Source organism: Ensifer oleiphilus (assembly GCF_013371465.1).
Taxonomy (GTDB): Bacteria; Pseudomonadota; Alphaproteobacteria; order Rhizobiales; family Rhizobiaceae; genus Ensifer; species Ensifer oleiphilus.
Genome location: NZ_JABWDU010000002.1, coordinates 329,318 through 350,875 on the forward strand (window position 1 = coordinate 329,318; position 21,558 = coordinate 350,875).

Annotated in this window: 17 protein-coding genes; 5 read left to right on the forward strand and 12 right to left on the reverse strand. The window is 63.3% G+C overall.

Translation table 11 applies throughout. The features are described 5' to 3' along the window. Positions 1-80 precede the first annotated feature (80 nt). The gene (gene hemN / locus HT585_RS08305) at positions 81-1,430 is read right to left on the reverse strand and encodes an oxygen-independent coproporphyrinogen III oxidase (protein WP_176352470.1); all 1,350 of its coding nucleotides are present in this window, start codon (positions 1,428-1,430) and stop codon (positions 81-83) included. 215 nt (positions 1,431-1,645) lie between these two features. Here hemN and HT585_RS08310 point away from each other — a divergent pair, with 215 nt between their 5' ends. Beyond that, positions 1,646-2,383 carry a Crp/Fnr family transcriptional regulator gene (locus HT585_RS08310; RefSeq protein WP_176352471.1) on the forward strand — a complete coding sequence of 246 codons (738 nt, stop codon included), beginning with the start codon at positions 1,646-1,648 and terminating at the stop codon, positions 2,381-2,383. Positions 2,384-2,503: 120 nt separating this feature from the next. Here the strand turns inward: HT585_RS08310 and HT585_RS08315 are convergent, their stop codons facing one another. From HT585_RS08315 to HT585_RS08340, 6 genes are all read right to left on the reverse strand, one after another. Continuing rightward, positions 2,504-2,893, reverse strand: a complete 390-nt coding sequence (locus HT585_RS08315; RefSeq protein WP_246707644.1) for a L,D-transpeptidase — start codon at positions 2,891-2,893, stop codon at positions 2,504-2,506. A 275-nt stretch (positions 2,894-3,168) separates the two neighbouring features. Beyond that, entirely contained in the window at positions 3,169-4,143 is a 975-nt protein-coding gene (gene cbiB, locus HT585_RS08320; RefSeq protein ID WP_176352473.1) for an adenosylcobinamide-phosphate synthase CbiB, read from the reverse strand. Beyond that, positions 4,144-5,163 (reverse strand): threonine-phosphate decarboxylase CobD, encoded by a 1,020-nt coding sequence (gene cobD / locus HT585_RS08325; protein WP_176352474.1) that lies wholly within the window; start codon positions 5,161-5,163, stop codon positions 4,144-4,146. It lies immediately after the preceding gene. Then, on the reverse strand, positions 5,160-6,464 hold the full coding sequence (locus tag HT585_RS08330; RefSeq protein WP_176352475.1) for a cobyrinic acid a,c-diamide synthase CobB: 1,305 nt from the start codon (positions 6,462-6,464) through the stop codon (positions 5,160-5,162). Before HT585_RS08330 ends, cobD begins: the two co-directional genes overlap by 4 nt. Next, positions 6,461-7,303, reverse strand: a complete 843-nt coding sequence (gene cobA, locus HT585_RS08335; protein ID WP_176352476.1) for a uroporphyrinogen-III C-methyltransferase — start codon at positions 7,301-7,303, stop codon at positions 6,461-6,463. The genes HT585_RS08330 and cobA overlap by 4 nt, the downstream gene beginning before the upstream one ends. A 136-nt stretch (positions 7,304-7,439) precedes the next feature. Next, positions 7,440-7,898, reverse strand: coding sequence for a cobalamin biosynthesis protein (locus HT585_RS08340; protein ID WP_176352477.1), 459 nt, complete (start codon positions 7,896-7,898; stop codon positions 7,440-7,442). Positions 7,899-8,353: 455 nt separating this feature from the next. On the opposite strand from HT585_RS08340, the gene HT585_RS08345 reads away from it, so the two are divergent. The 3 genes from HT585_RS08345 (at position 8,354) to HT585_RS08355 (ending at position 11,742) form a co-directional block, all read left to right on the forward strand. Further along, positions 8,354-9,139: a TSUP family transporter gene (locus tag HT585_RS08345; RefSeq protein ID WP_176352478.1), complete on the forward strand. Its 786-nt coding sequence runs from the start codon at positions 8,354-8,356 to the stop codon at positions 9,137-9,139. A 354-nt stretch (positions 9,140-9,493) separates the two neighbouring features. Continuing rightward, positions 9,494-10,792 carry a lipoprotein-releasing ABC transporter permease subunit gene (locus HT585_RS08350; RefSeq protein ID WP_176352479.1) on the forward strand — a complete coding sequence of 433 codons (1,299 nt, stop codon included), beginning with the start codon at positions 9,494-9,496 and terminating at the stop codon, positions 10,790-10,792. 356 nt (positions 10,793-11,148) lie between these two features. After that, complete coding sequence (locus HT585_RS08355; protein WP_176352480.1) at positions 11,149-11,742, forward strand: methyltransferase family protein; 594 nt, start codon at positions 11,149-11,151, stop codon at positions 11,740-11,742. Positions 11,743-11,771: 29 nt separating this feature from the next. Here the strand turns inward: HT585_RS08355 and HT585_RS08360 are convergent, their stop codons facing one another. From HT585_RS08360 to cobU, 5 genes are all read right to left on the reverse strand, one after another. Then, positions 11,772-12,197: an EamA family transporter gene (locus tag HT585_RS08360; RefSeq protein ID WP_176352481.1), complete on the reverse strand. Its 426-nt coding sequence runs from the start codon at positions 12,195-12,197 to the stop codon at positions 11,772-11,774. Continuing rightward, positions 12,197-12,841 (reverse strand): cob(I)yrinic acid a,c-diamide adenosyltransferase, encoded by a 645-nt coding sequence (cobO, locus tag HT585_RS08365; RefSeq protein ID WP_176352482.1) that lies wholly within the window; start codon positions 12,839-12,841, stop codon positions 12,197-12,199. The genes HT585_RS08360 and cobO overlap by 1 nt, the downstream gene beginning before the upstream one ends. A gap of 120 nt (positions 12,842-12,961) precedes the next feature. Beyond that, positions 12,962-16,738, reverse strand: coding sequence for a cobaltochelatase subunit CobN (gene cobN, locus HT585_RS08370; RefSeq protein ID WP_176352483.1), 3,777 nt, complete (start codon positions 16,736-16,738; stop codon positions 12,962-12,964). Positions 16,739-16,808: 70 nt separating this feature from the next. Beyond that, a complete protein-coding gene (gene cobW, locus HT585_RS08375; RefSeq protein ID WP_176352484.1) occupies positions 16,809-17,873 on the reverse strand; it encodes a cobalamin biosynthesis protein CobW in 1,065 nt (354 codons plus the stop codon). A 3-nt stretch (positions 17,874-17,876) separates the two neighbouring features. Further along, the gene (cobU, locus tag HT585_RS08380) at positions 17,877-18,401 is read right to left on the reverse strand and encodes a bifunctional adenosylcobinamide kinase/adenosylcobinamide-phosphate guanylyltransferase (protein WP_176352485.1); all 525 of its coding nucleotides are present in this window, start codon (positions 18,399-18,401) and stop codon (positions 17,877-17,879) included. A gap of 755 nt (positions 18,402-19,156) precedes the next feature. Between cobU and HT585_RS08385 the strand changes: the two genes are divergently transcribed. Continuing rightward, on the forward strand, positions 19,157-21,385 hold the full coding sequence (locus HT585_RS08385; protein ID WP_176352486.1) for an adenylate/guanylate cyclase domain-containing protein: 2,229 nt from the start codon (positions 19,157-19,159) through the stop codon (positions 21,383-21,385). Positions 21,386-21,558: the final 173 nt, after the last annotated feature.

Here is a 21,558-nt window from a genome sequence, read left to right on the forward strand (position 1 = left end):
GTCTCGGCGATCCTATAGGTAAATGCGCCGCAAAAGCCAATGGCCTTGATAACAAGCGCCGCGATTTGACTGCGGTGTTGCTAAACGGCGACCGAATGACGCCCGCGCCCCGATTGAAGATGAGCGTCGAAAACCGCCGCAACCGACCGGGCAAATGGCCGGCCGCGTTCGGTCAGTCGAAAGAAGCCGTCCTCGATCGCCGTCAACCCGTCCACATCCCTTGCGCGAAAGAGCTTTGCCTCCTCGATAACCGTCCCGGCGCATTCAGGAAATTCGGCCCTGAGTCGCGAAAAGGAAAAGGCGAAATCGCACATGATCGCCGCAATCACCCGCGATCGCAGGCGGTCGTCCGGCGTCAGCATGTAACCGCGCATCGCCGCCAGACCGGATTGCTCGACCTGGCGCAGATATTCGCCGGTTGCCGGCATGTTCTGCACATAACCTTGACGAAACTGACCGATCGAAGAGGCACCGAGACCGATCAGGGTTTCGGCGCTGTCCGTGGTATAGCCTTGAAAGTTCCGGCGCAGGCGCCCTTCCCGGCTGGCGATCGCCAGGCTGTCACCGGGCTTGGCGAAATGATCGATGCCAACAGCCTCGTATCCGGCGGCGACAAGCATTTCGGCTGCCCGGCTCATCTGGGCAAAGCGCTCGACGATACCGGGCAGGCTTTCGTCCGGGATCATCGACTGGTGCTTCTTCATCCACGGCACATGGGCGTAGCCGAAGAGCGCGACACGGTCGGGCGCCAAGGACAGAACGGCATCGATCGTGGCTTCAAGCGATGACAGGCTCTGATAGGGTAAGCCGTAAAGCACATCGCAATTGACCGAGCGCACGCCCCGCGCCCGCGACGCCTCGATCGCGTCGCGCGTCTGCTCATAGGTCTGGATGCGGTTGATCGCCTTTTGCACCACCGGGTCGAAATCCTGGACGCCGAAGCTCGCCCGCGTCATGCCGATCGCCGCCAGCGCATCATGGCGCGCCTCGTCGAGATCGTTCGGGTCCATTTCGACGCTGATTTCGCAATCACTGGAAAACTGAAAGTGACGGTTGAAGGCCTGCCTGAGCGCGATCAGATCGTCTGGCCTCAGCAATGTCGGCGATCCACCGCCCAGATGCAGCGCCGTGACCTTCGCCTGGCCGTTCACCCGTCCGCCGATCGCCGCAATCTCGCGGTGCAGACCGTTGAGATAGGTCGTCACCGGGTCGTAACGCAGCGTCTGCTTGGTGTGGCAGGCACAGAACCAGCACAGCCGGTCGCAATAGGGCACATGCGCATAGAGCGACAGCGCCTCACCAGGTTCGATCGCGTCGAGCCAGGATTGGTATTCAGCCTGACCGACCGTTTCGGAAAAATGCGGCGCGGTCGGGTAGCTGGTATAGCGCGGCACGGGGCTCGCATATTTCAGGATCAGAGCGTCGTCCATCGGTCTCTCCGTCAAGTTGGTCAAGGCATAGGACGGATGGCGAAGGAGACCTTTGATTTTGATCAAGTTGCAGAATTAACACGTTAAATTTGACAATTCGCAATTTGGCATGAGACATTGTTTCGCGCTTCCGGAATTAGCACCTGTCAACTCTTGATTTAACCGCCCGCATCCTCTTTGGTCCCCGGAACAAACCCGATGCAGGGAAGAAAGATTTGCAGATCGTGACCGAACATCGCCGCAAGGATATCCACAATTCGGACATTCCATCCGTCTGCGCTGCCTGCGAGGCGCGCCACGGCGGCGTTTGCGGCACGCTGACCCCCGACCAGCTTCTTGACCTTAGCCGGCATTCGACCCGCAGGCGCGTCGAGCCCGGTCGCGAGGTCGTCGGTCAGGGCGAGATGACCGACAGCTACGCCAACATCATCAGCGGCGTCGTCAAGCTCAGCAAGGTTCTATCTGATGGGCGCCAGCAGATCGTCGGCCTGCAGTTCGCACCCGATTTCATGGGGCGCCCCTTCACGCGCGAAAGCGCGTTGACCGCGGAAGCGGCGATCGACACCGACATCTGCTCGTTCCCGCGCAATGTCATGGAGCGGCTGGTCGCCGAGGCGCCGGGGCTTGAACACCGCCTGCACGAACAGGCACTGAAGGAACTGGACGAGGCGCGCGACTGGATGCTCACGCTCGGTCGCAAGACCGCGCAGGAGAAGGTCGCAAGCTTCCTCTATATCATCGCCACCCACATCGATCCGGAAAACGGCACGGCAACGGAGTTCGACCTGCCATTGTCGCGCGCCGATATCGCCGACTATCTCGGCCTGACAATAGAGACCGTCAGCCGGCAGATCACCAAGCTGCGCAAGGACAATGTCATCCGCATCGAAAACAGCCGCCGTGTCACCGTGCCCAGCATGGATAGGCTGATGCACGTCGCCGGCATCGACTGAGCCCTCCCATTCCGCATCTCAGCGCGTTTCCGCGTTAAGCCGGTCGCAGAAACGCGCTACATCCTTTGTTGTTTCGCATTCCCTAGCGGAAATCCGCTGCGCACTTTTCCTGGGAATGCTCTAACGCGTGATGACGATCCGCGTGTTGCTAAGCCCGTGTTCACGCGCCAGCGCGAAGAATTCCGCAGCATTGTTTGGATGCAGTCGCACGCAGCCATGCGATGCGGGTCGGCCGAGCCGCTTCAGGTCGTAGGTTGCATGCACGGCGTATCCGCCGTTGAAGAACACCGCGTAAGGCATTGGCGCATTGTCATATTTTCGCGAGCGATGGTTTCGCGAAAGCCATTTCGCCTTCCAGCTTCCCTTGGGCGTGACATAGCCCTTGCGCGCCGTGGAAACCTTCCACCGATACATCACCACGCCGTTCTGCTTCACCACCATCGTCTGGGAGGAGAGGCTGATCTTGGCAACGAGATTGGCGGCGCTCAGCGGCTGAGCGGGAAACTGCATCAAAGCGGCAATCAGCACAGTCAGGAATGCGTGTCGCATGCTTCACTCTCCGCGTGCGAAACCTCGACCGCAAGATCCCGACCTGTCGGGAAGATCATGCAGCAGGCTTCAGGCGCAGCAGCGTCTCTCACGCGTCACCGGGCGCGCGCGCTGCAAACGGTGGAACCAAACGTTCGCAAAGAATAACCGGCTCGTCATGATCCGAGTTTAATACATATGGAAAGCAGAGTCTTAACACAAAGATCGACGTGGCGTGGATACATGGCGAGTGCCCATCAAATCATGGCGATCAGAAGAACAGCCAAAGTCATCGCCGAACAGGCGCCGTAGAATACGGCAATTCCTGCATCGATATCTTCGCTTGCGGCAATAGCACGGCCCGGACCATTGATCATCGGCTCGCTGACCCTGACACCGCCATAGATTCTCGGCCCGGCAAGCTGCAGGTTCAGCGCACCGGCCATTGCAGCCTCCGGCCAGCCGGAATTGGGCGAGCGGTGCAAGCCGTGGTCGCGCAGCGCCACGCCGATCGCATCGACCGCGGCGCGACGGCCACGGCGCAACAGAGCGCCAGCGGCAATCAAAAGGATGGACAGCCTTGCGGCCGGCAGGTTGGCGACGTCGTCTAGCCGGGCGGCGGCCCAGCCGAAGTAGAGGTATTTCGGCGATTTGTGGCCGATCATCGAATCGGCGGTGTTCAGCATCTTGTAGGCGAGCAGGCCGGGAAGGCCGGCAACCGCATACCAGAAGGCGGGAGCGACGACACCGTCGGAAAAGTTCTCGGCAAGGCTCTCGATCGCCGCGCGGCAGACTCCGGGCGCATCGAGCGTCTTCGGATCGCGCCCCACGATCATCGAGACGGCGGCACGCCCACCTTCAAGGCCACCGTACCGCAAGCCTTCGGCAACGCGCCCGACGTGGTCGCCTAGGCTCTTTTGCGCCAGAAACACCGCAACGACGACAGTCTCGAGCAGATAGCCAAGTGGGCCCATCGTGCCGAACAATCTATGCAGGATGCAACCGAAGACCACGCTTGCAAGCAACAGCAGGCCGATCGCTACGACGCCGCGAAGCTTCAAGCCGCCGGCGCCAAGGGTCTCATGCCTGTTCAGCGCGCCATCGAAGACCGCAATCGCCTTGCCGAAGAAGACCACGGGATGCGGCAGACGCGACCAGAGCCAGTCCGGATCGCCGACGACGCGATCGAGCAGCAGCGCCGCCACAAGGATGAGGAGGATCTCGCCTGACACTCAGCACTCCCCAGGGCGCAGGGTGTTCCAGTGGCGCAATGCATCCGCCAGCCGCTGGTCGCCTTCTGCGTCGGGCGCAAGCCCGATCCTGAGCCAGCGGGCATCGTAGTCGAATTTGCGTGTCAGGATCTGTGCCTTGCAGAGATGCTGATGCAAGGCGCTGGCGTCGGCTTGCTCCACCAGCACGAACAGGCCGGTTCCACCAATACGTTTGAGACCTGCGTCATCAAGCACCGCATCGAGGCCGGCGCGGCGCTCGAGAATACCCGCGGCGATCGCTTCAGTGTCGCCGGACATCAATGCCGTGGAGATGACCAGTGCCGGTCCGGACACCGCCCAGGGGCCGAGCCGTTCGCCAAAGGCTTCGAGCACGGCATCGCTTGCCACGACGAAGCCGAGGCGCAGACCGGCCAGACCGAAGAATTTTCCGAAGGAGCGGAAGACGATGAGGTTGTCGTTGGCGGCCACATGGCCGGCGACGCTCAAATCCGGCTGAAGGTCGCCGAACGCCTCATCGACGACAAGCGCGCCGCCGTTCGCCTTCATCGCTGCCGCCATTGCCAGGATGTCTGCCGGATGAAAGGCGCGTCCGGTCGGGTTGTTGGGGTTGACCACCACCGCAAGACCGTGCTCGGGCCCAAGCTCCTCGGCACGCACCACCCGATCGACGGCAAAACCGGCTGCCGTCAGTACGCGCGCATATTCGCCATAGGTGGGGCCGAAAACGGCAACCCGGCGGCCGGCCGGAACGAGGCGCGGCAAAAGCTGGATCACCGATTGCGTACCGGGCACCGGCAAGGGATGAATGCCGCTGGTCCTGTAATAGCCGGCGGCAGCTGCGCGGGCGCTGTCGATCGTCAGATTGTCGGGCAGCCTGTGCCAGGCCTGCAGCGGCACCGGCGGCAGATCGACCGCCCGTGGATTGATGCCGGTCGACAGGTCGAGCCAATCCTCGAAGCGACCACCGAATCGGGCGGCGGCTTCGGTGATGCCACCGCCATGCACGATCGGCGCGCTCATGGCCGATCCATAATGTCGATGAGGTGCATGAAAGAGCCGGCGACATTGTCGCGCTTCAGACCTGCCGGCCCCAGATCGACGCTGGCGGCATCGCTGACGGAAAACAACCGGTCGGCGGTACCTTCAGAGACGATGGTCGCGTAGTGGAATTCGTGCGCCGTCATGGGTCCATCGAAGAACGTGGTGTCGAGAGGCACGACACGGCGGTAGCCGAGGTGCCGCCTGCGCTCGGCAAAACTTGTGACGAGCGGCAGCAGGCCGAGCATCTGGTAGCGCGCGCCATCGGCGGCGACAAGCCCCTCGCCCAGCACCATGTAGCCCCCGCACTCGCCGAAAATCCGCGCGCCCCGCTTGACCGCCGCAGCCATGCCGGATCGAAACGCTGCTGCCGCCTGCAGCCGGCTGGCGTGAAGCTCGGGATAACCACCCGGCAGATAGATCGCATCGGCCGTGGCATCAGGGCTTTCGTCGGCAAGCGGCGAGAAGAAGGAGATTTGCGCCCCGGCACGGCGCCAGCCGAACAGGAGGTGCTCGTAGCTAAAGGCGAATGCCACATCCCGCGCCACCGCGATATGCTGCCCGAACGGCTTGAAGCGGATGACTTCGCTCTGTGCACGTTCGGAAGGCGAGAGGGCGGAGGCAGCGCGGATCGCATCGAGATCGCAGGTCGCCTCGATCCGATCAGCCGCATAATCGATAAATGTCTCAAGCGAGCCATGTTCGCCGGCCTGCACCAGGCCGAGATGCCGCTCGGGCAGTTTCAGGGCGCTGTCCTGCCTGAGCACGCCGAAAACAGGCATGCCCACGCGCGTCAGCGCATCGCGCAGCATCATTTCATGCCGGTCGCTTCCGACCTTGTTGAGGATGACGCCGGCAACCCGGATATCCCCGCGGTAATCGGCATAGCCGCGCACGAGTGCGGCGACCGAATGCGACATGCGGGCGCAATCGACCACGAGGATGACGGCAAGATCGAGGGCGGCAGCCAGATCGGCCGGCGTGCCGCTGCCATCGGCCGCACCGTCGTGCAGGCCCATCATCGCCTCGACAACCAGCGTGCGCCCCTCTGTTGCGGCGTGCGCGGCGTTTGCTGCCAGAAGGTCGGGTCGCATGGCCCATGGGTCGTAGTTGAGGCATGGCTCGCCGCTGGCAAAGGTGTGGAACGCCGGATCGATATAGTCGGGTCCCGCCTTGCCGGGCGCGATTGCCATGCCCCGCCGCCGCATGGCGCGCATCAGGCCGAGTGTCACCGTGGTCTTGCCGGAACCCGAACAGGGCGCGGCGATCAGCAATCCGCTCATGCAGGATCCCTGAGCTCGCGGCTTGCGAAGGGATCGGCCACAAGCTGGCGACCGCCAAGTGCCCCGATCCAGTCGAGCGATGCCCTGAGCCGCACGACCTCGCCGACGACGACGATTGCCGGCGGTTGCAGACCCGAAGCGGTGACATCGGCCTCGGCGCGCGCCAACGTTGTTTCAAGCACCGCCTGTTCCGGCGTGGCCGCGTTGCAGACGAAGGCAACCGGCTCCTCAGGCGATCGTCCGCCGGCGATGAGATTGGCGGCAATCGTGCCGATATGCTTCATCGCCATATACATGACGATCACAGGCGAGCCCGAAGCTATGCCCTGCCAGTTGATCCTGTCCGGCACCAGACCGGAGGAATCGTGACCTGTCAGAAAGGTGACGGCGTGGTTGACCTCGCGGTGGGTGACGGGAATGCCGGCATAGGCAAGCCCGCCGATCCCCGCGGTAATGCCCGGCACGATGCGGAACGGAATGCGGTTTTCGACCAGCGTCAAAGCCTCCTCGCCGCCCCGCCCGAAGACGAAGGGATCGCCGCCCTTCAGCCGCAGGACGCGCTGACCGGCACGCGCCAACTCGACAAGCCGCAATGAAATATCGCGCTGTTTCGGCGACGGCTTGCCGCCGCGCTTGCCGGCAAATTCGAGCACGGCGCCCGGTCGGGCAAGCTTCAGGCAGTCCTCGTTGACCAGCGCATCGTGCACGATGACATCGGCTTGCCCGAGCGCATTGGCGGCGTGAAGCGTCAAGAGGCCGGGGTCGCCGGGACCGGCACCGACGAGCCAGACGTGACCGGCCTCAAGTTCAGGCAGACCGGCAAAGATCGTTTCGCTCATACCGCAACTCCTGCCATTCGCCTGCACGCCGCCGTTGACTTGCCTTGGCAAGGAGCGGATTCAGATCCGCAAGAAATCCGCATAGAGATTTGAAATGGTTCGCACATTCTTTGCGAAATGTGGCTCGTCAAATAGCTCATGGTGCCGCCACCACAGGTGTCGCAGCGCTCACTGGCAGGCGCTCAACAGGTCCGGCGATTGCTGCGGTCGCATGCGATGCGGTGAGCTTGCCCACGAGCAGCACACTTGCCGGGCCGGCGCCGACCAGCGCCGCGCCTTCGGCAACGCCGTGGCAACCGGTGTGGGCAAAGACGATCGCCGAAGGGTTTTGCAGCCTGGGTGCTGCGGCCTCCAGCGTGGCCGCATCGAAAAAACGCGCCTCTACGGCAAAGTGCTCGGCGGTGGCATGGATGGCGGGCTCACCGCGTCTGACGTCAAGCGAGGCGACGAAGCCGATATCGGCTTTCGCGCCACCCACCTTCGCCAACGCCTTTTCGGCAAGGGCAATCACTTCATCGGCCGGCGTGCCACGCTCGCAGCCAAGCCCAAGGACGAGTGGCCCTGGCAGCGGCGGCGTTATGCTGGATGATATCATGCTCGACCTCGGCCCCTTCGCGGCAATCAACACGAAGCGCCGCCCGGCTCAAGTCCGGGTCGGTCTGGACAGCACCGGTTCAAGCCCCCTGCCTGGGTCAGCCGCACCGGACGCTCTTTCAGTCCGCCTGAAGCGGACGCCGTCGCACATCCGTCATTTTTACCGGAGGCAATCGCACGGGTCAAACCGGATTGCGCCATCACCATGTCGCGTTTGGGGGAATTCACCACCCGACCGGGGCGCGCGCAAAGCGCCAGAACCGGCAATCGACCGGAGGCGGCAGACGCCCGCCCCGGCACCCGGAACATCTGGATAAGACGCTGATTTCTTGCGTGAATCCACACGTCGAAACGCGCGTGAGAGATGCGGCATGACAGAAGGCTTTGCATTTCGCCGCGGGCTCTGACACAAGGCCAGAAAGGCCTGCATACTCCTCCCTTCTCCGAGTCCCTCCCGTGCAAGATCTCGCTTTCCACCTGCTCGTGTTCCTGTTCGTTGCGGCCTTCATTGCCGGCTTCATCGATTCGATCGCCGGTGGTGGTGGCATGATCACCATTCCCGCCATGCTGATTGCGGGCATCCCGCCGCTCCAGACGCTCGGCACCAACAAGCTGCAGGGGCTGTTCGGCTCCGGCTCGGCCACCCTTTCCTATGCCCGGCGCGGTCAGGTGAACCTGAAAGAGCAATTGCCGATGGCGCTGATGTCGGCGGCGGGCTCCGTGTTGGGCGCGCTGCTCGCGACCATCGTTCCCGGTGACGTTCTGAAGGCGGTCCTGCCCTTCCTGCTGATTGCCATCGCGCTCTATTTCGGCCTCAAGCCGAACATGGGCGACGTCGACCAGCATCGCCGCATCACGCCCTTCCTGTTCACGCTGACGCTCGTGCCGCTGATCGGTTTTTACGATGGCGTTTTCGGCCCCGGCACCGGCTCGTTCTTCATGCTCGGCTTCGTCACGCTTGCCGGCTTCGGCGTCCTCAAGGCGACGGCGCACACGAAATTCCTGAACTTTGGCTCGAATGTCGGCGCCTTCGCCGTCTTCCTGTTCTTCGGCGCGATCCTCTGGAAAGTCGGCCTGATGATGGGCGTCGGCCAGTTTCTCGGCGCCCAGGTCGGCTCGCGATACGCCATGGCCAAGGGCGCCAAGATCATCAAGCCGCTGCTCGTCATCGTCTCGATCGCGCTCGCCATCCGGTTGCTTGCGGACCCGGCGCATCCACTGCGGATCTGGGTGGGGCTCTGAGCTGCAGTGACCTTGGCGCGGCTTATCGAACCGCGGCTTGGCCTGCAGCTTTGACCGGGCGCGGACCACCTGCCTACCATCCCCAGTGGGGAGCCTGTTTCGCACTGGCCGTTGAAGAGACCACTTTTCCTGCTGTCACCAGCGGTGGCCCCGAGTAGACCGACGTCGGTGTGGGTCAGACACTCGCGGTTCGGGTTGTAGACCGATGACGAGATCTGATCAGCCTGCCAATCCAGATCATCGTCATGCAATGTTCGAGCGTTAATGGCGAAGTCGAACTCTACGCGAGCCCCTGGCTGTCGAGACGGGTCTCAACAAGCTGATAACGACAAGTACGAGACGAGGGGATGCAGGATGATCGCCTTGACTGAAGATCAGGTGCAGACTGCAGGCCAGTCCGCAAAGCCCGCCAGCCGCCCCTTTTCCGCCTTCGAGCGCATGGTCGCCTGGCGCTATCTGCGCTCGCGGCGCAAGGAGGCCTTCATTTCGGTGATCGCCGGCTTCTCCTTCATCGGCATCATGCTCGGCGTTGCGACGCTGATCATCGTCATGGCGGTGATGAACGGTTTTCGCACCGAGCTGATCTCGCGCATTCTCAGCATCAACGGTCATGTGATCGTGCAGCCGATCGACGGCCCGCTCAACAACTACGCCGACCTCGCCACCCGCTTTTCCGGCGTGAAGGGCGTAACGATGGCGATCCCGCTAATCGAGGGTCAGGTTCTGGCCCAGGGCGTCGGCGACAGCTCGACCGGCGCGCTCGTGCGCGGCATCCGCTCCGACGATCTCGGCAAGATGAAATCGGTCTCCGAACATATCAAATCAGGCGATCTCGTCGGCTTTGCAGCCGACACCGGCGTGGCGATCGGCTCGCGCATGGCCCACCAGCTCGGGATCCAGGTGGGCGGCACTATCACACTGACATCGTCCAATGGCGGCGGGACGCTGCCGCTCGTAAAAGCCTATACCGTTTCGGCGATCTACGAGATCGGGATGTGGGAATATGATTCGACGATCGTCTTTATGCCGCTCGAAGAGGCCCAGCTGTTCTTCAATGCCAAAGGACTTGCGCAGTCCATCGAGATCTTCGTCGAGTACCCGGATCTTGTCCATGAACTGCGCCAGCCGATCGAGGACGCCGCCGGACGGCAGATCTTCATCACCGACTGGCGCGATCGCAACCAGACTTTCTTCTCGACGATCGAGGTCCAGCGCAACGTGATGTTCATGATCCTGACGCTGATCGTGCTGGTCGCGGCCTTGAACATCATTTCGGGCCTGATCATGCTGGTGAAGGACAAGGGCAGCGACATCGCCATCCTTCGCACAATGGGCGCGACCGCCGGGTCCGTCATGCGCATCTTCTTCATGACCGGAGCTGCGATCGGTACGGCGGGAACTGTTGCCGGCGTTCTGCTCGGGGTCGTCGTCTGCCTCAACATCGAATCCATTCGCCAGTTCTTCTCCTGGATTTCGGGCACGACGCTGTTCAGCCCAGAACTCTACTTCCTCAACCAGCTGCCCGCAGACATGAACGCCGACGAGACGATCCTTGTCGTCGTCATGGCCCTCAGCCTCTCGTTCCTCGCCACGATCTTCCCGGCCTGGCGCGCCTCGCGCCTCGATCCGGTGCAGGCGCTGAGATACGAATGACATTACGCCGCGGGGACGGATTTCCGGCCTCCAACCCTTGCGTGCGAGGTCGCCCGGCAGGCAACAGCGGCGATTTGAACCTTCCGCCCTGTATGGCAACATCTTGCGACCGGGCGGGCGGCGCCGGCCTCCTCGCCAAGCCGGCGTAGGTGTCAACTCTCGTCGGACCCGCGCCGGCGAAAATCCAGCAGCGAAATCCGGTAACCAAGACGAAAGTGGATCGAGCCAACCTCTTGAACCTCTAGCGGCTAGAGATTGCAACCTGCGAGAAATGCATCGCGCAGAGCGGGCGGTGACCATTAGGGATTGCCCGCCCGCAAGCGCCGTCCTTCCATTTCGCTCGCCCTGAGGTTCCGATGTTCAACACCCTGCCCGCCATCCTGATGCTCGTTGTCAGCCTGCTCACGCTGGCGCTCGCGATCCTGCGGCGCTTTCAATCCGGACGCTCGCCCGTTGTGCTGACCTATGGCGACGATGCGGAGGGATTTGCGGGCCGGCTCTTCCGGGTGATCGTCGCGGCGCTGGTGGTTCATCTGCTGGCAATCGCCGCGTTTCCTGAAGCGGTGAGCGCCTCTATCGGCGAAATACCGGTGCTCGACACACCGGTGTTTCACGCCGTCGGCATTGTCCTCATGGCGCTTGGCGGTGGGCTGACGATGCTGTCGCAATGGGCGATGCGACACTCGTGGAAGATTGGCATTCCCGAAAAACAGGACGCCCCGCTCGTCACGTCAGGCCTCTACGCCTTCTCGCGCAACCCGATCTATGTCGGCATGGTCGCCGCACTGATCGGCACCGTGCTGGCGGTTCCCAATGTCGTCTCGGTGGCGCTTGCGCTGTCCGCCTGGATTTCGATCTCCTACCAGATCCTCATGGAGGAAGCTCATCTCGCCCGCGCCTTTGGGGAGGCGTATGGCGCCTATTGCAAGAGCGTCCGCAGGTGGGTCTGAAATCACACGGGCTGGCCCCGCGGTCGGCCTCAGAACACCGCCAGGAGCAAGGCCCCGACCGCAATGAACACCACGCCGAGCCAATTCACCAGGTTGAGCTTCTCGCCGAGGAACAAGACGCCGAAGATCGCGACCATGACGATCGAGAGCTTGTCGATCGGCGCCACCCGCGCCGCGTCGCCAAGCTTCAGGGCGCGAAAATAGGCGAGCCACGAGGCGCCGGTGGCAAGGCCGGACAGCGCCAGGAACAGCCAGGTGCGACCCGGGATCTCCGAGGGCTTCTGCCACTGCCCCGTTGCCGCAACGATGCCGGCGAGTACGAAAAGGATCACGACCGTTCTGATGAGCGTGGCGAAGTCGGAGTTGATCTGCGCAACCCCGACCTTGGCAAAGACGGCTGTCAGGGCCGCAAAGGCGGCCGACAGCAGCGCCCAGAACTGCCAGCTCTGGCTCATCAGAACTCGACGCCCTTCTGGGCCTTGATGCCGGAGCGGAACGGATGCTTGATCAGTTCCATCTCGGTCACCAGGTCGGCCGCCTCGATCAGGTCTTCCTTGGCGTTGCGGCCGGTCAGGACCACATGGGTCATGTGCGGCTTTTCTTCCTTCAGGAAGCGCACGACCTCGGCCACGTCGATATAATCGTAGCGCAGCGCGATGTTGATCTCGTCGAGCAGCACCATCGAGTTGCGCTCGTCGCGGATCAGTTCCTTGGCCTTCTCCCAAGCCTTTTCCGCCATCGCCACGTCGCGGGCGCGGTCCTGGGTTTCCCAGGTAAAGCCTTCGCCGAGCGTGTAGAACTGGCAGACGTCGCCAAAATGCTTCTCGATCAGGTCGCGCTCGCCGGTTTCCCAGGCGCCCTTGATGAACTGCACGACGGCGCAGGGCATGCCATGGGCGATGTGGCGAAAGATCATGCCGAAACCGGCCGTCGACTTGCCCTTGCCCTTGCCGGTGTTGACGATGATGAGACCCTTCTCGTCGGTCTTCGTCGCCATGATCTTTTCGCGGGCGGTCTTCTTCTTCGCCATCTTCATCGCATGGCGCGCATCGTCCTTCTCGGCGATGCCCTCACCCGTGCTCACCACATCTTCGCTCATGACGTTCTCCTGATCCTATGATTCCATCGTCGGATCCGGGCGTAGGGTCGCCCGAGATCTCATTCTTTGCACTTGCGCAACTCCGAACGGAAAGCCGTTTCACGGCCTGCTACGCGTTGCTCATTCGTTACCGGCCCGCAGCCGCACGGCAGCCGTCGTCCGGCCGCTCAGTTCAAACCGCGCCGAGTTCGAGCGCGGCGTCCAAAGATTGCGGTCTATCGCCTCCAGCAGCCGCTCGGAAAGCTCGGCCAATGCCGCCGGGTTCTTATCGCTCAGGAAGCTCGCCACCCGCTCATCGACGATGAAGGCCTGGTAGGCCGCCTCGAAATGGTGGTCTCGCACCGCACCCGTGGTCGCGGCAAAGGCGAACATGTAGTCGACCGTCGCGGCAATCTCGAAGGCGCCCTTGTAGCCGTGACGCATGACGCCATCGATCCACTTGGGATTGACGACGCGGGCCCGCACGACACGGCCGATCTCTTCTTCCAGCGAACGGATCACAGGCTTTTCCGGCCGGGAATGGTCGTTGTGATAGATCGCGGGTCTCGCCCCGCTCACGTGCTCTGCGGCAAGGCTCATGCCGCCTTCGAACTGGTAGTAGTCGTCGCTGTCGAGCAGATCATGCTCGCGATTATCCTGGTTCTGGACGACAGCCTCGATCGTGCGTAGCCGCTCCTCGAACAGGTCCCGCTCTGCCTTGCCTTCCTCGCCGGCGCCATAGGCATAGGCGCCCCAGGTGAGATAGGCGTCGGCGAGATCGGCTTTTCTGTCCCAGCCCTTCTCGTCGATCAGCGCCTGCAGGCCGGCGCCATAGGCTCCGGGCTTGGCACCGAAGACGCGGTAGGAGGCGCGGCGCGCGGCCTCCGCGGGCTCGACGCCTGAAGCCTCCAGCCGCAGCGTCTCGGCGCGCATGCGCGCGGCGATCATGTTGTCGGCATCGTCTTCCTCGAGCGCGCCGACGGCGCGGATCGCCTTGTCGAACAAGGCGATCTGTTCCGGGAAGGCATCGCGGAAGAAGCCTGATATCCGCAGCGTTACGTCGACGCGCGGCCGCCCGAGGACCGCGAGCGGCACGATTTCGTAGCCCATCACCCGGCGCGATATCATGTCCCAGGTGGGCTTGGTGCCGATGAGCGCCAGAGCCTGGGCGATGTCGTCGCCGCCGGTGCGCATGTTTGCCGTGCCCCAGGCCGTGAGCCCGAAGGAGGACGGCCATTCGCCATGATCCTGCAGATAGCGACGGATCAGCAACTCGGCGGACTTCTTGCCGAGTTCGTAAGCCGCCGGCGTCGGCACGGAGCGGCTGTCGACGGAGTAGAAGTTGCGGCCGGTCGGCAGCACATCGGGCCGTCCTCGGGTCGGCGCGCCGGAGGGGCCTGGCGCCACGAAACGGCCATCGAGGCCGGTGAGGAAACCGGCCATTTCGGCAGCGCCGGAGTTGACGATCGACGGTTTCAGCCGCGCCTCGATCTCCCCGAGAACGGCTCGGGTGGCAGACCAGTCTTCGGGTACATGCGTCTCGCCGGAAACGAACGCCGCCGCCAGCAATTCGATGCGCTCCACCGTATCGCCGGCCGTGCGCCACGGTGCGTCGGAAATTTCGGCCAGCACCTCCGGCCGCAAACCGGCCCAGGCATCGGACATCACGCAATCGAGTGGATCGAAGCCGAGACCTGCGTCGGCCGCGATCGCCCGCTGCAGGCTCTGGTCGGAGCCTTCGCCAAGGCCGCGCGGCACGCGCGCCAGCGCCACGGTCAAATCGGTCAAAAGCCGCCCCTCCGGCGCCACGCCGAAGATGTGCAGGCCGTCGCGGATCTGCATCTCCTTGAGATCGCAGAGATAGGCGTCGAGCTTTTCCAGCGCCTTGTCGTCGCTGTCGCCCTTGTCGATGCCGGCGTCGTGGTCGAGGCCGATATCGCGCACGAGGTCGAGGATCTGGCGGCTCAAGAGCCTCAGCCGTCGCGGATCGCCGCCGGCGGCGTCGTAATATTCGTCGACAAGCGCCTCGAGGTCCTTGAGCGGCCCGTAGGATTCCGCCCGGGTCAGCGGCGGCGTCAGGTGGTCGATGATCACGGCGCTGGTGCGGCGCTTGGCCTGCGTGCCCTCGCCGGGGTCGTTGACGATGAAGGGATAGACATGCGGCAGCGGCCCGAAGATCGCCTCGGGATAGCAGGTCTCCGACAGCGCCAGCGCCTTGCCCGGCAGCCATTCGAGATTGCCGTGCTTGCCCATGTGCACGATCGCCTGCGCCCCGAACTGGTTGCGCAGGAAGGCATAGAAAGCGAGATAGCCGTGCGGAGGCACGAGGTCCGGCGAGTGGTAGCTTTCCTTCGGATCAATGTTGTAGCCGCGCGCCGGCTGGATGCCGACGACGACCTCGCCGAAGCGGGCGAGCGGCAGCGCAAAGGCACCATCGAGGAAGAACGGATCGGTTTCCGGCGCGCCCCAGCGGCCGCTCACCTCATCCTGAATCTGTTTCGGAAGCGAATCGAAGAACGCTTTGTAATCCCTTAGCGAAATGACTTCGCGGATCTCACGGTCGCGGCTGGCCGCATTGGTCGGTCCGGCCATGAGATAGCGGATCAGCGCGTCGCCATCTTCGGGCAATTCGGCGACGGGATACCCTTCGCTCGCCATAGCGCGCAGCACTTCGACCGTGCCGGCCGGCGTATCGAGCCCGACGCCATTGCCGAGCCTGCCGTCACGATTGGGGTAATTGGCCATGATGATGGCGATCCGGCGTTCAGCCGGCCTGGCGCGGCGCAGCTTTGCCCAATTCACCGCCAGTCTTGCGGCAAACCGCACCCGGTCGGCAAGCGGCTCATGCCCGACGATATTGGCCTCCACCTTGGGATCGTAGATCGAGGCGGCCTTGAAGGAGACGGCACGTGCCAGGATGCGGCCATCGACCTCCGGCAGGGCGACATTCATGGCGAGATCGCGCGCCATCAACCCTTGCGGCGAGGCCTGCCATTGCGCCCGCGACGACCCGGAGAAGATCACCTGCAGCACCGGCGCACCGGTTGATTCCAGCACCGTCGGCTGCCGGTCGGCGCCGGGAGACGAAACGGCGAAACCGGTGGCGTTCATCACCACGTCGGGCGCGGCCTCGGCAAAGATCGATTGCAGCGTGCCGACGGAAACGGCATCTTTCAGACTGGAGACGAAGAGAGGCAGCACGCGCATGCCCTCGGCGGCAAGCGCCTCGATCAGCGCCTCTACCGGGCGGGTCTCACCGCTCTGCACCAGGGCGCGATAGAAGCAAATCCCGACTGTCGGGGGTTCGAATCCCTCCCCCGTGACCATCCGTTGCTGAACGCGGGACTGCCATTCGCTGACGCCGATGACGCCGGCGCCCGGCCACCAGATGCCGGCCTTCAACAAAGGCTTTGCCGGCTGCGGCTTCTCGACACCCGAGATCAACGCCTCGGCATAATCGAGGAATAGTCCGGCATTGTCGGCGCCGCCCTCGGTGAAATAGGCCCAGAGGCGCTGCCGGTCGTCGGCTTCCACCGTCGAGAACGTCTCAAGGCCCGGATCCGGTTTGTCATCGCCGGGCAGCACCGCGATCTGGAAGCGGTGCGTGACGGCGGCGGCATGCAACGCTTCCAGCACATAGCGGAAATAGCTGGCGCCACCGAGCGGCCGGACCACGATGAGCTTGGCATGCCGCGCCGTGCGCTCGACGTAAGTGTCGACCGACATCGGGTGCATAAGGTTCATCAGGCTGGCGATACGCAGGCTCGTCCCGCCCTCGCGCCGACCATGGGCCGCCGCGATCGAGGACAGCTCGGTGTCGGCGGCCGACAGGAAAAGCATGTCGGCCGGCGTTTGCCCCAGATCGATCGCTTCGTTGCCGTCGGCGATCGTTCCCTTCTGGGCGAGAAGCAGATGCATTGTTCTATCCGTTCAAGCTGTTCCAGGAAGGTTCGAAACGGACTTTCTGGAACGGCGTTGCTTCAAGGCTTCAGACGAGCGCGGTGATGGCGGCGCGCACCGCGGCTTCGTCCATATCGTGCAGGCCGATGACGACGAGGCGCGTTCCGCGCTTTTCGCCGGCCGCCCACGCGCGATCGTAATACTGGTCGATGCGAGCGCCGACGGCCTGGATGAGCAGGCGCATCGGCTTGCCGGGTATGTCGGCAAAGCCCTTGAGGCGCAGCACGTCGTGCTCTGCGATCACGCCCTTGAGGCTGTCGATGAAGGCCGAGGGATCGGCGATCGCGCCGAGCTCGACGACGAAGCTGTCGAACTCGTCGTGAGAGTGCTCCTCGCCGGCCTCGTGCTCCATCTCGTGGTGCGACTTGCGGTTGGCGATATCGCTTTCCGTGCCGACGCCGAGGCCGAGCAGGATGGCGGCGGCCACTTCGCCGTTCTTGGCTTCTATCATCGTCGGCTTGCGGCTGGTGCGCGAAGCGACCTCTTCGCGCACGGCCTTCAGGCCCGACGCGTCGATCAGGTCGGTCTTGTTGAGAACGATCAGGTCGGCGGCGGTCAACTGGTCCTCGAACAGTTCCTCGATCGGGCTTTCGTGGTCGAGATTGTCGTCCTCGACGCGCAACGCATCGACCTTGTCATGGTCGTCGGCAAAGCGGCCGGCGGCGACGGCAGCACTGTCGACCACGGTGACGACGCCATCGACGGTCACTTCACTGCGGATATCCGGCCAGTTGAAGGCGGCGATCAGGGGCTGCGGCAGCGCGAGGCCCGATGTCTCGATGATGATATGGTCGGGACGGTTTTCGCGCTCGAGCAGCTTGGTCATGGTCGGGATGAAGTCATCGGCAACCGTGCAGCAGATGCAGCCGTTGGTAAGCTCGATGATATCGTCTTCGGTGCAGGCTTCGGCACCGCAACCCTTCAAGACGTCGCCGTCGACGCCGAGATCGCCGAACTCGTTGATGATCAGCGCGATGCGCTTGCCGTCGGCGTTCTGCAACAGGTTACGGATCATCGTCGTCTTGCCGGCGCCGAGGAAGCCGGTGATGACGGTCGCCGGGATCTTGCCCTGGTTGGCTCTCGCAGTGGTCATGGATCAACCCTTCATTTTCAGCGGCAATCCGGCCGCGACAAAGTAAACTTCCGCGGATTTCTCCGCAACGATCTGGTGAAGCCGGCCGGCATGGTCGCGGAAGTCGCGGGCCATGCGGTTCTCGGGCACGATGCCGAGGCCGACTTCGTTGGAAACAAGGATGAGGCGCGCCCGCGCCTCTGGCAGGAAGGCGGCAAGGGCAGCGAATTCCGCCGCCATGTCGCGACCTTCCATCATCAGGTTGGTCACCCACAGTGTCAGGCAGTCGACGAGGACCACGCGCTGTTCGTCGTCGATGCGCGAAAGCAGCGAAACGAGATCGAGCGGCTCCTCATGCGTCGTCCAGCCTTCGCCGCGCCGCGCCCGGTGATGGTCGATGCGCTCGCGCATCTCTTCGTCCCAGGCCCGCCCGGTGGCGACATAGTGCATGCCGAGACCCGAGGCTTCGACGAGCCTCTCGGAAAAGCTGGATTTGCCCGAACGGGCACCGCCGAGGACCAGAACCGGCCCGGCATGGGGAATGCTCATCTGCCTTGCCGCCTCACCACGCCGCAACGGGCGCGTTTGAACGGCAACGGCATTTCACCGCGCCCAAGGCGCGTTCGGGAAACGATCGATAAGCCAAGACAACCTCCGTGATGGCGTGGGAAGCGGGCTTCCCTTCGGGCGGAATGCCCCTGTCGGACGGCAGGTCTCCTGGCTCACGGCGTCACGAGCCCATGGCAGCGTCCCCACGCAATCACGCGAAAACCGATGCCTGGGCCCGAACGGCCCGCCTCACCTTCCCGGCGTTTTCAAGTCTCGTGAAAGGCGGACGATTCGTAGAAGAAGAGGCGTCCAACCCGGCTGATCACGAAGCCACGCCAGTGGCTTTTCCGGCTGAAGTCCAAACCGCCCGCGATTGCCCCATGCAATCGAAAGCAGGCAGGCCTAAAGCCCGATGGCGAACCCTGACCGTTCTACAGTCGCGGGGTCGGCTGCGATAAGGATGCCCGATTTGGGTCCATCCGTCACATTCCCAATTATTCCCCCGCATCGCCATGATCCGGGGAAACCATCCAACGTCAGATGATTAGGAAGCGTGCGGTGCAAAGTCAATCGACGCGTGCGACACCTCCCCGGCCGAATTGCGTCGCGCGACGATTTGCCGGGCATGGCGCACCGCATGCCGCCAGTCGTCGTCACAGGGCAGAAGCGACGCACCAAAACAGCGAACTTCATTTTAGCGATTCGAGATATTGCGATAAAGTAGCCAAAAAGGGCTTCGTTGATCCGGTAGGCACATGGAACGCAGGCTCGCCGCTGTGATGATTGCCGACGTTTCCGGCTATGGACTGCTCACCCAAGCCGACGAGGAGGGTACCTGCGCCCGCTTTCAGGCCGATCTGCACGACCTGTTCGAACAAAGGATCGCCGCGCATCGCGGACGGTTGATCAAGACCATGGGCGATGGGCTGCTCGTCGAGTTCCAGAGTGTCGTCGAGGCGGTCCGCTGTGCGGTGGAGGTTCAGCGCGCGAAATCCGAAAGCAACGGGTCCGATGAGGGGCGACTGGAATTCCGCATCGGCATCAATCTTGGCGATGTCATCGTTGAAGGCGACGACATTCAAGGCGATGGCGTGATCATTGCCGAGCGACTGCAGAGCCTCGCCGAACCGGGTGGGATCGTCATCTCCGGCACCGCCTACGACCAGGTCGAGAAGCACCTCGATGTCCGTTTCGTCTTTCTGGGCGAACAACGCCTGAAGCATATCGAAAAGCCGGTGCGCACTTATCGACTGGCGCTGAACGAAACCCGCGCCGGCAGCGCAAAGGCCGCAGCGCGCCGCACGAAGCGTTGGGCGGCACTTGTTGCATCTGCTGTTGTGCTCGGCGCGGCTAGCGGCGTCGTCTGGTGGCAGCCCTGGCAGCCGCCTGTGGAAACGGCCGAAATCCGACCATCGAACCTGATCGCGCCGGACAAACCGTCGATAGCGGTCCTTCCGTTTGCCAACGTGAGCGACGATCCCACGCAGGAGTATTTCGCCGATGGCATGACCGACGGCCTCGTCACGGAGCTCGCCCAGGTCTCCGGCTTGTTCGTTATCGCGCGCAACTCGACCTTCACATACAAGAACAAGGCAGTGACACCCAGACAGGTGTCCAAGGAACTCGGCGTCAGATACGTGCTGGAAGGCAGCGTGCAGCGTGCCGGAGAGCAGTTGCGGATCAATGCCCATCTCGTCGATTCGCTCACTGGCGGCCACGTTTGGGCCGGAAAGTTCGACGGTTCACTTTCCGATGTCTTTGCGCTGCAGGACGAAGTGATGCGCGGCATCGCCGATGCGCTTGCGCTTCGGCTGAACCCTGACGAGCAGATGGCCTTGGGGCGCAAGGAAACCATTGTCCCGGCGGCCTTCGATGCGTTTCTGCGCGGCTGGGAGCATCACCGACGCACGACCCCGGAAGATTTTGCAAAGGCAGTGCCTTTTTTCGAGCAGGCGATTGCGCTCGATCCTGCCTACGGGCGCGCCTACGCCGCCGCGGCCATGGTCTACGCACGCATCTGCATGTGGCGCTGGCATTACCAGCTGGGCATCTCGCGGACCGAAGCGAGAGCCAAGGCGACGCAATATCTGCGCACCGCGCAGAAACACAAAACAGCGCTCGCCTATCAGGCCGCCGCGCTCCTGTCCGAAGCGGACTGGCAGCATGCCGACGCACTCGCCGAACTCAAGGAAGCGATCGCGCTTGAACCGGGCGATAGCTGGAGCTACGCGCTGACGGCCTTCGTCCTCACCTCCGTTGGCCGCCCGGCGGAGGCCCTGCCCTATATCCGCACGGCCATGCGCCTTGATCCGCATTCTCCGTCCTTCTTCATCTACGTCCTTGGCCTGACGCAGTTCGGCCTGGAGGATTTCGAGGCGGCAGCGGCAGCAGCAAGGCACAGCATCGAACTCAATCCTCAGGATGACGGCTCTTTCCTTCTTCTTGCCTCCACTTCCGGGCACCTCGGTCGCCGCGTCGAAGCGGAGGCAGCCATCACCCGTTTCAACGCGCTCCGCCTCGCACGCGGCGGCACTGCGGCCAGCATCGCGACCAGCCCTCCCCTGGACCTGGCAAGGCAGGAGGACTGCGAGCGCTTCTACCGGGGACTGCGGCTGGCGGGCCTACCCGAGACCTTGATGAACGACCACTTCATCGCCGCCAACAAACTGCAGGCCGACGAAGCCCGTTCGCTCCTCCTGGGGCATCGGCTGCATGGACGCATGCTGGACTCGGGCGAGGAACACGAGGCTGTGATTTCAACCGGGGGCACGGCCACTCTGACAGGAGACTGGGCCTCCATCGGCGCTGGTCGCATGGCGGACGTCGAGGTGAGATTCGACAGCGACGAGGTCTACTTCCTGTGGCTCAAGACAACGAACCTGTGCGGGATGGTGCTGCGAAATCCCGGAGGACTTCGCAGCAAGGAAAACGAGTTCCTATGGTATCACGGAGACAGAGCCTTCACGTTCTCGCAGGTCCCTTAGCGGCTTGATGTCGACATATGCGTCCTTTGTGGAACTCCGACGCATTTGCCGGCGTGCAAAACCTTCAGGATGCGCGCTGGCATCACCGGCTGAGCGGAAGCCCGATCCATCGCAGGCGCACGCGCATGATGATCGTTCGACCGCAACAACCCCGAAACGTCGCCGCAGCCACG

Bases quoted from the DNA above. Each gene is read 5' to 3' on its own strand.
- hemN (WP_176352470.1), bottom strand. From the start codon at position 1,430: ATGGACGACGCTCTGATCCTGAAATATGCGAGCCCCGTGCCGCGCTAT.
- HT585_RS08315 (WP_246707644.1), bottom strand. From the start codon at position 2,893: ATGCAGTTTCCCGCTCAGCCGCTGAGCGCCGCCAATCTCGTTGCCAAG.
- cobD (WP_176352474.1), bottom strand. From the start codon at position 5,163: ATGAGCGCGCCGATCGTGCATGGCGGTGGCATCACCGAAGCCGCCGCC.
- HT585_RS08330 (WP_176352475.1), bottom strand. From the start codon at position 6,464: ATGAGCGGATTGCTGATCGCCGCGCCCTGTTCGGGTTCCGGCAAGACC.
- cobA (WP_176352476.1), bottom strand. From the start codon at position 7,303: ATGAGCGAAACGATCTTTGCCGGTCTGCCTGAACTTGAGGCCGGTCAC.
- HT585_RS08340 (WP_176352477.1), bottom strand. From the start codon at position 7,898: ATGATATCATCCAGCATAACGCCGCCGCTGCCAGGGCCACTCGTCCTT.
- HT585_RS08350 (WP_176352479.1), top strand. From the start codon at position 9,494: ATGATCGCCTTGACTGAAGATCAGGTGCAGACTGCAGGCCAGTCCGCA.
- HT585_RS08355 (WP_176352480.1), top strand. From the start codon at position 11,149: ATGTTCAACACCCTGCCCGCCATCCTGATGCTCGTTGTCAGCCTGCTC.
- HT585_RS08360 (WP_176352481.1), bottom strand. From the start codon at position 12,197: ATGAGCCAGAGCTGGCAGTTCTGGGCGCTGCTGTCGGCCGCCTTTGCG.
- cobO (WP_176352482.1), bottom strand. From the start codon at position 12,841: ATGAGCGAAGATGTGGTGAGCACGGGTGAGGGCATCGCCGAGAAGGAC.
- cobN (WP_176352483.1), bottom strand. From the start codon at position 16,738: ATGCATCTGCTTCTCGCCCAGAAGGGAACGATCGCCGACGGCAACGAA.
- cobW (WP_176352484.1), bottom strand. From the start codon at position 17,873: ATGACCACTGCGAGAGCCAACCAGGGCAAGATCCCGGCGACCGTCATC.
- cobU (WP_176352485.1), bottom strand. From the start codon at position 18,401: ATGAGCATTCCCCATGCCGGGCCGGTTCTGGTCCTCGGCGGTGCCCGT.
- HT585_RS08385 (WP_176352486.1), top strand. From the start codon at position 19,157: ATGGAACGCAGGCTCGCCGCTGTGATGATTGCCGACGTTTCCGGCTAT.